Source organism: Pseudomonas sp. ZT5P21, from assembly GCF_054897785.1.
This window is the reverse complement of the sequence record NZ_CM142705.1, coordinates 3,994,450-4,007,669: the sequence shown is the minus strand read 5'-3', so window position 1 is coordinate 4,007,669 and position 13,220 is coordinate 3,994,450. Positions and strand designations below refer to the sequence as shown.

At 60.0% G+C, this 13,220-nt stretch carries 9 protein-coding genes; 7 read left to right on the top strand and 2 right to left on the bottom strand.

The annotated features are described in order from the left end of the window. Positions 1 to 4: 4 nt before the first annotated feature. Complete coding sequence (gene rloA, locus ACYZT9_RS18550) at positions 5 to 541, bottom strand: retropepsin-like aspartic peptidase RloA (protein WP_462006830.1); 537 nt, start codon at positions 539 to 541, stop codon at positions 5 to 7. A 378-nt stretch (positions 542 to 919) separates the two neighbouring features. On the opposite strand from rloA, the gene ACYZT9_RS18545 reads away from it, so the two are divergent. The 6 genes from ACYZT9_RS18545 (at position 920) to prpD (ending at position 9,547) form a co-directional block, all read left to right on the top strand. Continuing rightward, positions 920 to 1,639: a GntR family transcriptional regulator gene (locus tag ACYZT9_RS18545; RefSeq protein WP_462010253.1), complete on the top strand. Its 720-nt coding sequence runs from the start codon at positions 920 to 922 to the stop codon at positions 1,637 to 1,639. After that, a complete protein-coding gene (gene prpB / locus ACYZT9_RS18540) occupies positions 1,636 to 2,526 on the top strand; it encodes a methylisocitrate lyase (RefSeq protein ID WP_008027432.1) in 891 nt (296 codons plus the stop codon). The genes ACYZT9_RS18545 and prpB overlap by 4 nt, the downstream gene beginning before the upstream one ends. A gap of 146 nt (positions 2,527 to 2,672) precedes the next feature. Beyond that, positions 2,673 to 3,800, top strand: coding sequence for a bifunctional 2-methylcitrate synthase/citrate synthase (gene prpC, locus ACYZT9_RS18535; RefSeq protein ID WP_462006829.1), 1,128 nt, complete (start codon positions 2,673 to 2,675; stop codon positions 3,798 to 3,800). A gap of 204 nt (positions 3,801 to 4,004) precedes the next feature. Next, the gene (gene acnD / locus ACYZT9_RS18530) at positions 4,005 to 6,602 is read left to right on the top strand and encodes a Fe/S-dependent 2-methylisocitrate dehydratase AcnD (RefSeq protein ID WP_462006828.1); all 2,598 of its coding nucleotides are present in this window, start codon (positions 4,005 to 4,007) and stop codon (positions 6,600 to 6,602) included. Between the two features lie 56 nt (positions 6,603 to 6,658). Further along, positions 6,659 to 7,849 carry a 2-methylaconitate cis-trans isomerase PrpF gene (gene prpF / locus ACYZT9_RS18525; protein ID WP_462006827.1) on the top strand — a complete coding sequence of 397 codons (1,191 nt, stop codon included), beginning with the start codon at positions 6,659 to 6,661 and terminating at the stop codon, positions 7,847 to 7,849. 213 nt (positions 7,850 to 8,062) lie between these two features. Next, positions 8,063 to 9,547 (top strand): 2-methylcitrate dehydratase, encoded by a 1,485-nt coding sequence (gene prpD / locus ACYZT9_RS18520; protein ID WP_462006826.1) that lies wholly within the window; start codon positions 8,063 to 8,065, stop codon positions 9,545 to 9,547. Positions 9,548 to 9,685: 138 nt separating this feature from the next. On the opposite strand, the gene ppsR is transcribed toward prpD, so the two are convergent. Continuing rightward, positions 9,686 to 10,504 (bottom strand): posphoenolpyruvate synthetase regulatory kinase/phosphorylase PpsR, encoded by an 819-nt coding sequence (gene ppsR / locus ACYZT9_RS18515; RefSeq protein WP_462006825.1) that lies wholly within the window; start codon positions 10,502 to 10,504, stop codon positions 9,686 to 9,688. A gap of 174 nt (positions 10,505 to 10,678) precedes the next feature. Here ppsR and ppsA point away from each other — a divergent pair, with 174 nt between their 5' ends. Then, complete coding sequence (gene ppsA, locus ACYZT9_RS18510) at positions 10,679 to 13,054, top strand: phosphoenolpyruvate synthase (protein WP_462006824.1); 2,376 nt, start codon at positions 10,679 to 10,681, stop codon at positions 13,052 to 13,054. Positions 13,055 to 13,220: the final 166 nt, after the last annotated feature.

Sequence of the window (13,220 nt, the reverse complement as noted above, 5' to 3'; positions counted from 1 at the left end):
GGAATTACTCTGCGGTATGTGCGTCGGTAGCGCAGGCGGGTTTGCCAGCAGCGTATTTAAGACTGGGATCGACCAGCGCATCAAAGCGTTTGAGCGCTTCGGAGCCGATCAGGAGCGGATATTGGAAGGCACTTCGGTCGGTCAAGTTCACTTCGATGCTGCGTAAAGCCGAACCCATGCAGATATCCAGTTCGATCACCGGACGAGCGGTGTACTTCTTGCCTTCTTCCGGATCGTAGTCGCCGGCCCGGCGCTTGATCTTGCTGACGCGGGCCAGCGGTCGTTCGATCGGGTGCGAGTGCGCCGCGTCGATCGCCAGATAGAAACGCACCCAGGATTCGCCATTGCGTTTGAAGCGTTTGATGTCGCGGGCGCTCAGGGATGCGGTTTTCGCGCCGGTGTCGAGTTTGGCGGCGACTTCCAGATTGATGCCGTCCAGCGAAGCGTACTCGTTGAGACCGTACACAGTCTTTTCCCCGGCGGCGGCGACACCGGGCAGGCAAAGCAGATAAAGGAGGGTAGGGAAGGGCTTGAGTCTCATAAATCCTGGTGCGCAGCGGTCCGTGTTTCGATTCAAGGCCCTGGCATCGCTGCGCAAGCTCCCTCGTATGCCTATCAACTATTTATGACAAGTCGTGCAGATGTCACAAACAAATGCGGGCGGCATTCTAGCACGGTGGTTTTATGGCGCCAGCGCTGGCCTGTGTGTTCAACGTGGGCGTTCCGTAGGAGCCGGCTTGCTGGAGATCTCGGTGGGGCAGTTAATAGACGTGTCGACAGAATGGCCGCTATCGCCAGCTAGCCGGCTCCTACAGGAAACCTTTTAAGCTGATTGTCGACAATAACTAATTTTACTTTGACTAAAGCCGCTTAATTAGCTAGTTTTTGCCGCATCAGCTTTCAAGGTGTCAACAATATGCTGGATCAACTCGATCCCCCGGTCATTGCCCAGGACGATTCGGAAACACTCTCCGAAAACGTCTTCCGACGCATTCAGGCCGCTATTGTCAAGGGCGAGATCGCCCCGGGCAGCAAGATCTCCGAGCCGGAACTGGCGCGCACCTACGGCATCAGCCGCGGTCCATTGCGCGAAGCCATCCACCGTTTGGAAGGGCAGCGCCTGCTGGTTCGCATACCGCACGTCGGCGCACGAGTGGTTTCGCTCAACCACGCCGAACTCGTGGAACTCTACGAAATCCGCGAATCCCTCGAAGGCATGGCCTGTCGGCTCGCGGCGGAACGCATGACCGTCGAAGAAATCGACGAACTGCGCCACGTCCTTGAAACCCACGAGCGCGATGCGGCATTTCAGGCCGGTGTCGGCTACTACCAGCAGGAAGGCGATTTCGACTTCCACTACCGGATCATCCAGGGCAGCGGTAACCGCACCCTGACTCAGATGCTCTGTGGTGAGCTTTATCAACTGGTGCGCATGTACCGCATCCAGTTTTCCACCACACCCAATCGTCCGCGCCAGGCTTTCGCCGAGCATCACCGGATTCTCGACGCCATCGCCGATCGTGACGGTGAACTGGCCGAGTTGTTGATGCGCCGCCACATCGGCGCCTCCAAACGCAATATCGCCCGTCACTACCAGGACGGCGCCACTAAGACAGCCACTGAACGAGGTGAGTCATGAGTTCCAACAAGAGCACTCCAGGCCAGCGTTTCCGCGATGCGGTCGCCAGCGAACATCCGCTGCAAGTGGTCGGCGCGATCAACGCAAACCACGCGTTGCTGGCCAAGCGCGCCGGTTTCAAGGCGATTTATCTGTCGGGTGGCGGGGTGGCTGCCGGCTCCCTCGGTGTGCCGGACCTGGGCATCACCGGCCTGGATGACGTGCTGACCGACGTACGTCGCATTACCGACGTCTGCGACCTGCCGCTGCTGGTGGACGTGGACACCGGTTTTGGTTCCTCGGCGTTCAACGTCGCGCGCACCGTCAAGTCGATGATCAAGTTCGGCGCGGCGGCGATTCACATCGAAGACCAGGTCGGCGCCAAGCGCTGCGGTCACCGGCCTAATAAAGAAATCGTTTCGCAGCAGGAAATGGTCGACCGCATCAAAGCGGCGGTTGATGCGCGGACCGATGACAGCTTCGTGATCATGGCCCGTACCGATGCCCTGGCCGTTGAAGGTCTGGAGTCCGCACTGGATCGCGCTGCGGCGTGCATCGAGGCCGGCGCCGACATGATCTTCCCGGAAGCCATCACCGAACTCGAGATGTACAAACTGTTCGCCAGCCGCGTGAAAGCGCCGATCCTGGCCAACATCACCGAATTTGGTGCGACGCCGCTGTACACCACCGAGCAGCTTGCAGGAGCGGATGTGTCGCTAGTGCTGTACCCGCTGTCGGCCTTCCGCGCGATGAACAAGGCCGCGGAAAACGTCTACACCGCGATCCGCCGCGACGGCACGCAACAAAACGTGATCGACACCATGCAGACGCGCATGGAGCTTTACGATCGCATCGACTACCACACCTTCGAGCAGAAGCTCGATGCGTTGTTCGCCGCCAAAAAGTAACGCAATCCCTGTAGGAGCGAGCTTGCTCGCGATGGTCGCCAACGATAACGCGGGAAACCTGATGCCCCGCAGCGATCTGATGTTTTTCGCGAGCAAGCTCGCTCCTACAAGTTTCCTCAACAAATTCAAAAATACTGGAGACAGCAATGGCCGAAGCAAAAGTACTCAGTGGTGCCGGGCTCCGTGGCCAGGTTGCCGGGCAAACCGCACTGTCGACCGTGGGCCAGTCGGGCGCAGGCCTGACCTATCGCGGCTACGACGTTCGCGAACTGGCGGCTGACGCCCAGTTCGAAGAAGTGGCCTACCTGCTGCTGTACGGCGAACTGCCGACCAAGGTGCAACTGGACGCCTACATCAGCAAACTGGGCAAGCTGCGCGACCTGCCGCAAGCGCTCAAGGAAGTGCTGGAGCGCATCCCCGCCGACGCTCATCCGATGGACGTGATGCGCACCGGTTGCTCGTTCCTCGGCAACATCGAACCGGAGAAAGACTTCTCCGAGCAGCACGACAAAACCGACCGGCTGCTGGCCGCGTTTCCAGCGATCATGTGCTACTGGTATCGCTTCAGCCACGACGGCAAACGCATCAACTGCGTGAGCGACGAACAATCCATCGGCGGCCACTTCCTGCACCTGCTGCACGACAAGAAGCCGAGCGAGTTGCACGTCAAAGTGATGAACGTTTCGCTGATCCTTTACGCGGAACACGAGTTCAACGCTTCGACTTTCACCGCTCGGGTGTGCGCATCGACGTTGTCCGACCTGTTCTCCTGCATCACCGCGGCCATCGGTTCTCTGCGCGGTCCGCTGCACGGCGGCGCCAATGAAGCGGCGATGGAAATGATCGAGCGTTTCTCATCGCCGGAAGAGGCGATCAAAGGCACCCTCGACATGCTCGAGCGCAAGGACAAGATCATGGGCTTCGGCCACGCGATCTATAAGGACAACGATCCGCGTAACGAGGTAATCAAGGGCTGGTCGAAAAAACTGGCTGACGAAGTGGGCGACACCGTGTTGTTCTCGGTGTCCGAAGCCATCGACAAGACCATGTGGGAGCAGAAAAAACTGTTCCCGAACGCCGACTTCTACCATGCGTCGACGTACCACTTCATGGGTATTCCGACCCAGTTGTTCACGCCGATTTTCGTCTGCTCGCGCCTGACTGGCTGGGCGGCGCACGTGTTCGAACAGCGTGCCAACAACCGCATCATCCGCCCGAGCGCCGAATACACCGGCGTCGAACAGCGCAAGTTCGTGCCAATCGAACAACGCTGAATGGTGGGGGGCTGATTACGGGATCTGAATTCACGCTGGATCCCTGTGGGAGCGAGCTTGCTCGCGATAGCGGTGGGTCATCCAACATCAATGTCGGATGTGACTCAGTCATCGCGAGCAAGCTCGCTCCCGCAGTGGAGTGTGTTGAATTCCGACCCGATACCAGGCCCCACCTTTTGTTATCACCGTGACCGAGTCCTGACGATGAACACTGAATTCCGTAAACCGCTGCCCGGCAGCCATCTGGATTACTTCGACGTCCGTGCGGCTGTCGACGCCATCCAGCCCGGCGCCTACGACACTCTGCCGTACACCTCCCGCGTGCTGGCGGAAAACCTGGTGCGTCGCTGCGACTCGGCCACGCTCACCGAATCCCTGAAGCAATTCATCGAGCGCAAACGCGACCTCGACTTCCCCTGGTTTCCGGCCCGCGTGGTGTGCCACGACATCCTCGGCCAGACCGCACTGGTCGACCTCGCCGGCCTGCGCGACGCCATCGCCCTGCAAGGTGGCGATCCAGCGCAGGTGAACCCGGTGGTGCCGACGCAACTGATCGTCGACCACTCCCTGGCCGTTGAGCGCGGTGGCTTCGACCCGGAAGCGTTCGAGAAGAACCGCGCGATCGAAGACCGTCGCAACGAAGACCGTTTCCACTTCATCAACTGGACCAAAAAAGCGTTCAAGAACGTTGACGTAATTCCGCCCGGCAACGGCATCATGCACCAGATCAACCTGGAGAAAATGTCACCGGTGATCCAGGTGCGCGACGGCGTGGCGTTCCCCGACACCTGCGTCGGCACCGACAGCCACACCCCGCACGTTGATGCGCTGGGCGTGATCGCCATCGGCGTCGGTGGTCTGGAAGCCGAGAGCGTGATGCTCGGCCGCGCATCGTGGATGCGTCTGCCGGAAAGCGTCGGCGTCGAACTGACCGGAAAGCTGCAACCGGGTATCACCGCCACCGACATGGTGCTGGCGCTGACCGAATTCCTGCGCAAGCAAAAAGTCGTCGGCGCCTGGCTGGAGTTCTTCGGTGAAGGCGCCTCCGCGCTGACCCTCGGCGACCGCGCAACCATTTCCAACATGGCCCCGGAATACGGCGCCACCGCGGCGATGTTCTACATCGACCAGCAGACGATCGACTACCTCAAACTCACTGGCCGTGAAGACGAGCAAGTGCAGTTGGTCGAAAACTACGCCAAGACCACAGGTCTGTGGGCCGACAGCCTGAAGGGCGCGCAATACGAGCGTGGCTTGACCTTCAACCTGTCCTCGGTGGTGCGCAACATGGCCGGCCCGAGCAACCCGCACGCTCGCGTGGCGACCTCGGATCTGGCCGCGCAAGGCATCTCCGGCCAGTGGGACAACGTGCCCGGACAGATGCCGGACGGCGCGGTGATCATCGCCGCCATCACCAGTTGCACCAACACCAGCAACCCGCGCAACGTGATTGCCGCCGGCCTGCTGGCGCGTAACGCGAACAAGCTCGGGTTGACCCGCAAGCCGTGGGTCAAATCGTCTTTGGCGCCGGGTTCGAAAACCGTGGCCTTGTACCTCGATGAAGCGGGCCTGACTGACGAACTGGAACAACTCGGTTTCGGCGTCGTGGCCTTCGCTTGCACCACCTGCAACGGCATGTCCGGTGCGCTGGACCCGGTGATCCAGCAAGAGATCATCGACCGCGATCTGTACGCCACGGCGGTTCTCTCCGGCAACCGCAACTTTGACGGGCGGATTCACCCGTACGCCAAGCAAGCGTTCCTTGCATCGCCGCCGTTGGTGGTCGCGTATGCCATCGCCGGCACTATCCGCTTCGACATCGAAAAGGATGTGTTGGGTCTGGACGCAAACGGCAAGGAAATCCGCCTGAAAGACATCTGGCCTAGCGATGAAGAAATCGATGCGGTGGTGAAAGCCTCGGTCAAACCGGAGCAATTCCGTCAGGTCTACATTCCGATGTTCGCTATCCACGAAGACACCGGCCCGAAAGTGACGCCGCTGTACGACTGGCGCGAAATGAGCACCTACATCCGCCGTCCGCCGTACTGGGAAGGTGCGCTAGCCGGCGCACGTCCGCTCAAGGGCATGCGCCCGCTGGCGGTGCTGCCGGACAACATCACCACCGATCACCTGTCGCCGTCGAACGCGATCATGCTGGACAGCGCGGCCGGCGAATACCTGGCGAAAATGGGCCTGCCGGAAGAAGACTTCAACTCTTACGCGACGCACCGTGGTGACCACCTGACCGCGCAACGCGCGACCTTCGCCAACCCGAAACTGTTCAACGAAATGGTCCAGGAAAACGGCAAGGTCAAGCAGGGTTCGCTGGCCCGTGTCGAGCCGGAAGGCCAAGTCATGCGCATGTGGGAAGCCATCGAAACCTACATGGAGCGCAAGCAGCCGCTGATCATCATCGCCGGCGCTGATTACGGTCAGGGTTCGTCCCGCGACTGGGCGGCGAAGGGCGTGCGTCTGGCGGGTGTGGAAGCGATTGCCGCCGAAGGTTTCGAGCGCATTCACCGCACCAACCTGGTGGGCATGGGCGTGTTGCCGCTGGAGTTCAAACCGGGCACCGACCGCCATACCCTGGCCATCGACGGCAGTGAAACCTACGACGTTATCGGTGAGCGCACGCCGCGTGCCGAGTTGACGCTGGTGATCAACCGCAAGAACGGTGAGCGCGTCGAAGTGCCGGTCACCTGCCGCCTCGACACCGCTGAAGAAGTGTCGATCTATGAGGCGGGCGGCGTGTTGCAGCGCTTCGCGCAGGATTTCCTCGAAGAATCGGCGGTCGCCGTCTAAAACACGATGTGCGGGCAGGGGATTTCAAGTCCCTTGCCTGCTATGAAGGAGCAACAATGGCTCACGCACCGCAGATCAAAATCCCCGCCACCTACATGCGTGGCGGCACCAGCAAAGGCGTGTTCTTCAGCCTGAAAGACCTGCCCGAAGCGGCGCAAATTCCTGGCCCGGCGCGCGATGCGTTGTTGTTGCGAGTGATCGGCAGCCCCGACCCCTACGACAAGCAAATCGACGGCATGGGCGGCGCGACCTCCAGCACCAGCAAAACCGTGATTCTGTCGAAAAGCATCAAGGCCGATCATGACGTCGATTACCTGTTCGGCCAGGTCTCCATCGACAAGCCATTCGTGGACTGGAGCGGCAACTGCGGCAACCTGTCGGCGGCGGTCGGTTCGTTCGCCATCAGCAACGGTCTGGTCGACGCCAGCCGCATTCCGCACAACGGTGTAGCGGTGGTGCGCGTGTGGCAGGCCAACATCGGCAAGACCATCATCGCCCACGTGCCGATCACCAACGGTGAGGTGCAGGAAACCGGCGACTTCGAACTCGACGGCGTGACCTTTCCTGCGGCCGAAGTGCAGGTCGAGTTCATGGACCCGGCGGCGGAGGAAGAGGGCGGTGGCGGTTCGATGTTTCCTACCGGGAATCTGGTGGATGACCTCGAAGTGCCCGGCGTCGGGACTTTCAAGGCGACCATGATCAATGCCGGTATTCCGACCATTTTCGTCAATGCCGAAGACCTCGGCTACACGGGCACCGAGTTGCAGGGCGTGATCAACGGTGATCCGAAAGCCTTGGCGATGTTCGAGACCATTCGTGCGTACGGTGCTTTGCGCATGGGGCTGATTTCGAATCTGGATGAAGCCGCGAAACGTCAGCACACGCCGAAGGTTGCTTTTGTCGCAAAGCCCGCGGATTACGTGGCGTCGAGCGGTAAAGCGATTGCGGCGGGTGATGTCGATCTGTTGGTTCGCGCATTGTCGATGGGCAAGTTGCACCACGCGATGATGGGCACCGCTGCGGTGGCGATCGGTACGGCGGCGGCGATTTCCGGCACTTTGGTGAACCTCGCGGCGGGTGGAGTCGAGCGCAACGCTGTGCGCTTCGGTCATCCATCGGGCACCTTGCGCGTCGGCGCCGAAGCCAGCCAGGTCAACGGCGAGTGGACCGTCAACAAAGCCATCATGAGTCGCAGTGCGCGGGTGTTGATGGAGGGCTTCGTCCGCGTGCCGGGGGATTGTTTCTAACCCAAGCCCGAACTAAACGCATAACCCTGTGGGAGCGGGCTTGCTCGCGAAAGCGGCGTATCAGTCGACATCAAAGTTGAATGTCTGTCCGTCTTCGCGAGCAAGCCCGCTCCCACATTTGATCTCCATTTCCAGAATAAGAAAGCAGTAACCGATTGAGATTGCCCCTGAACCGAGGTCCCATCAACGAACCACTTCAAGAGTGAATCGAACATGAGCACCAACGTCGACCAGAACAACCGCCCCGACTACGACACGGTCTTGCAAGACATTGCCGATTACGTCCTCAACTTCAAGATCGAGTCCAGGGAAGCGTTGGACACCGCCCGCAACTGCCTGATCGACACCCTCGGCTGCGGCCTCCTGGCCTTGCGGTTTCCCGAATGCACCAAGCACCTCGGCCCCATTGTGGAGGGCACTGTCGTCCCGTTCGGCGCCCGCGTCCCCGGCACCAGCTACCGTCTCGATCCGGTCAAGGCCGCGTGGGACATCGGTTGCATCGTTCGCTGGCTCGACTACAACGACACCTGGCTCGCCGCCGAATGGGGCCATCCGTCCGATAATCTCGGCGGCATTCTCGCGGTGGCCGATCACCTGTCGCAAAAGCGCCTGGCCAATGGCGACGCGCCGCTGACCGTTCGCGCCGTACTGGAAGCCATGATCATGGCCCACGAAATTCAAGGCGTCATGGCGCTGGAAAACTCCTTCAATCGTGTAGGCCTTGATCACGTCATCCTCGTGAAAGTCGCCTCGACCGCCGTTACCGCCAAACTGATGGGTGCCCATCGCGAGCAGTTGCTGTCCGCGTTGTCCCATGCCGTTGCCGACGGGCAAGCGTTACGCACCTATCGGCATGCGCCAAATGCCGGTTCGCGCAAATCCTGGGCGGCGGGTGATGCGACCAGTCGAGGCGTGCGTCTGGCGGACATCGCGATGCGTGGCGAGATGGGCATTCCCGGCGTACTGACCGCCAGACAGTGGGGCTTCTACGACGTGTTGTTCAGTCACACCAACAACGACCTCGCGCTCAAGCCCGAAGACAAGCGTGCCTTCAGTTTCACCCGCCCGTATGGCAGCTACGTGATGGAAAACGTGCTGTTCAAAATCAGCTTCCCGGCCGAATTCCACGCACAAACGGCCTGCGAAGCGGCTGTGACGTTACATCCGCACGTCAGAAATCGCCTGCACGAAGTCGACAAAATCGTCATTACCACCCACGAATCGGCAATTCGCATCATCTCCAAGGTCGGCCCACTGGCCAATGCGGCGGACCGCGATCACTGCATCCAGTACATGACCGCTGTGCCACTGGCCTTCGGCAATCTGGTGGCCGAGCAGTACGAAGACGACTTCCATGCGGCGCATCCGGTTATCGATGTGCTGCGCGAGAAAATGGTTATCGTCGAAGACCCGCAATACACCCGCGAATACCTGGAGGCGGACAAGCGCTCGATTGCCAATGCGATACAGGTGTTTTTCAAGGACGGCTCAAGCACCGAGAAGGTAGTGGTTGAATACCCGATCGGCCATCGCCGTCGTCGCGCGGACGGTATTCCGTTGCTGGAGGACAAGTTCAAGGCGAACCTGGCGACGCGATTTACGGCGCAGCGCAGTGCGGAGATTTTCGAGCTGTGCAAGGATCAGGCGCGGCTTGAGGCGACGCCGGTGAACCGGTTTGTGGATTTGTTTGTGATCTGAAGGACCGTGGCATCGTTCTTCGTCGGAACGCCGCCCGGAGCAAGCCCGCTCCCACATTAGACCGCATACCGTTCCCGCGACTCGGTCTAATGTGGGAGCGGGCTTGCTCGCGAAGGCGGCCTGGCAGGCGCTACAAACCTACTTGAACCGCCGCTCAACCCCTTTCTCAACAAGAATCTTCGCCGAAATCTCTTCCACCGAAAAATGCGTGGAATTGATGTGCGCAATGTTCTCGCGACGGAACAGGTTCTCCACCTCGCGCACTTCAAACTCGCACTGCGCATAGCTCGAATAGCGGCTGTTAGGTTTGCGTTCGTTGCGGATCGCGGTGAGACGGTCCGGGTCAATGGTCAGGCCGAACAGCTTGTGCTGGTGGGCGCGCAGGGCGCTGGGCAGGGTCAAGCGCTCCATGTCGTCTTCGGTGAGCGGGTAGTTGGCCGCACGGATACCGAACTGCATGGCCATATACAAGCACGTCGGCGTCTTGCCGCATCGCGAGACGCCGACTAGGATCAAATCGGCCTTATCGTAATAATGCGTGCGGGCGCCGTCGTCGTTATCGAGGGCGAAGTTCACCGCCTCGATGCGCTCCATGTAATTGGAATTGGTGCCAATCGAATGGGACTTGCCAACCGTGTAGGAAGAATGCTCGGTCAGTTCCTGTTCAAGCGGCGCCAGGAAAGTCGAGAAAATGTCGATCATGAAACCATTGGACGTTGCGAGGATCTCACGGATGTTCTGATTGACGATGGTGTCGAAGATGATTGGCCGAAAGCCGTCGATTTCGGCGGCTTTGTTGATTTGTTGTACCATGGCCCGCGCTTTGTCCACGTTGTCGATGTACGGCCGCGTGACTTTGCTGAAGGTAATGTTTTCGAACTGCGCCAGGAGACTTTGACCCAGGGTTTCGGCTGTGATGCCGGTGCCATCGGAGATAAAGAAAGCAGATCGTTTCATTTGCACCTTGGGCCTTAAGCTAATGAGCATTCTTGGATATGATAGGCGCGATTTGCCGGCCGCCAGTGGCCCGCATTCTCACTTATTTTCCAGGTCCAGGCCATACAGCAGGCAAATGCTCATTTAGAGCGCCGGCTTCTGAGCTTTTCCAACACAGTTAGTGGAGAGATCACCTTGGTAGAGTACGTAGTTTCCCTCGATAAGCTCGGCAAACACGATGTTGAGCACGTGGGGGGCAAGAACGCATCCCTGGGCGAGATGATCAGCAACCTGGCCGGCGCCGGTGTTTCGGTGCCCGGTGGCTTCGCCACAACAGCTCAGGCGTATCGCGATTTTCTGGAACTGAGCGGCCTGAACGATCAGATCCACGCCGCCCTCGACGCCCTGGACGTCGATGATGTCAACGCCCTGGCCAGGACCGGCGCCCAGATCCGTCAATGGATCATGGAAGCCGAGTTCCCCGAGAAGCTCAACGCCGAGATCCGCACCGCGTTCGCCACGCTGTCGGCCGGCAACCCTGACATGGCCGTGGCCGTGCGTTCTTCCGCTACCGCCGAAGACCTGCCGGACGCTTCATTCGCCGGTCAGCAGGAAACCTTCCTGAACATCCGTGGCGTCGAAAACGTCATTCGCGCCGCCAAAGAGGTGTTTGCCTCCCTTTTCAACGACCGCGCCATTTCCTACCGCGTGCACCAGGGCTTCGACCATAAACTGGTCGCCCTGTCGGCTGGCGTGCAGCGCATGGTCCGCTCCGAAACCGGCACTGCCGGCGTGATGTTCACCCTCGATACCGAATCGGGCTTCCGTGACGTGGTGTTCATCACCGGCGCCTACGGCCTGGGTGAGACCGTCGTGCAAGGCGCGGTGAACCCGGACGAATTCTACGTCCACAAACAAACCCTCGAGGCCGGCCGTCCGGCCATCCTGCGCCGTAACCTGGGCAGCAAAGCCATCAAGATGATCTACGGCGAAGTTGCCACGGCCGGCAAGTCGGTCAAGACCATCGATGTCGACAAGGCTGATCGCGCACGTTTCTGCCTGAGCGACGCCGAAGTCAGCGAACTGGCCAAGCAAGCGATGATCATCGAGAAGCACTACCAGTGCCCGATGGACATCGAGTGGGCCAAAGACGGCGACGACGGCAAGCTCTACATCGTTCAGGCCCGTCCTGAAACCGTGAAAAGCCGAACCCAGGGCAACGTCATGGAACGTTACCTGTTGAAAGAAACCGGCACCGTGCTGGTTGAGGGCCGCGCCATCGGTCAGCGCATCGGCGCCGGCAAGGTGCGGATCATCAAGGACGTGTCCGAGATGGACAAAGTCCAGCCAGGCGACGTTCTCGTTTCCGACATGACCGACCCGGACTGGGAACCGGTCATGAAGCGCGCCAGCGCCATCGTCACCAACCGTGGCGGCCGTACCTGTCACGCGGCGATCATCGCTCGCGAACTGGGGATCCCGGCCGTGGTCGGTTGCGGTAACGCCACCCAACTGTTGAACGACGGCCAGGGCGTCACCGTTTCCTGCGCTGAAGGCGACACCGGTTATATCTTCGAAGGTGAGCTGGGCTTCGACATCAAGAAAAACTCCGTCGACGCCATGCCGGACCTGCCGTTCAAGATCATGATGAACGTTGGCAACCCGGACCGCGCCTTCGACTTCGCGCAGTTGCCGAACGCCGGTGTGGGCCTGGCCCGCCTGGAGTTCATCATCAATCGCATGATCGGGGTGCACCCCAAAGCGCTGTTGAACTACGATGGCCTGCCACAGGAAATCAAGGACAGCGTCGACAAGCGCATCGCCGGTTACGACGATCCGGTCGGCTTCTACGTCGAAAAACTGGTCGAAGGCATCAGCACCCTGGCTGCCGCGTTCTACCCGAAAAAGGTCATCGTGCGTCTCTCGGACTTCAAGTCCAACGAATACGCGAACCTGATCGGCGGCAAGCTCTACGAGCCGGAAGAAGAAAACCCGATGCTGGGCTTCCGGGGTGCTTCGCGTTACATCAGCGAATCGTTCCGTGACTGTTTTGAACTCGAGTGCCGCGCCCTCAAGCGTGTGCGCAACGAGATGGGCCTGACCAACGTCGAAATCATGGTGCCGTTCGTCCGTACCCTGGGCGAAGCGAGCCAGGTCGTCGACCTGCTGGCCGAAAACGGTCTGTCCCGTGGCGACAACGGTCTGCGCGTGATCATGATGTGCGAACTGCCGTCCAACGCGATTCTGGCGGAAGAATTCCTCGAGTTCTTCGACGGCTTCTCCATCGGCTCCAACGACCTGACTCAGCTGACGCTGGGTCTGGACCGTGACTCCGGGATCATCGCGCATCTGTTCGACGAGCGTAATCCGGCGGTCAAGAAGCTGTTGGCCAATGCGATTCAGGCCTGCAACAAGGCCGGCAAGTACATCGGCATCTGCGGTCAGGGCCCTTCGGACCACCCTGATCTGGCCAAATGGCTGATGGAACAGGGCATTGAAAGCGTTTCGTTGAACCCCGATTCCGTACTGGAAACCTGGTTCTTCCTGGCGGAAGGTCAAGCGTCGGCTTGATGGTGTGAGACGGCCGGTCATACGCCTCCGTAGGAGCGAGCTTGCTCGCGATGGACGCTAACGATGACGCGTTTCTGCTGAAGAAACGCGGTGTTCTGAAGTCCTTCGCGAGCAAGCTCGCTCCTACAGGGATCGACGTAGCGTCAGTGACCGGCTTTTTGGATTC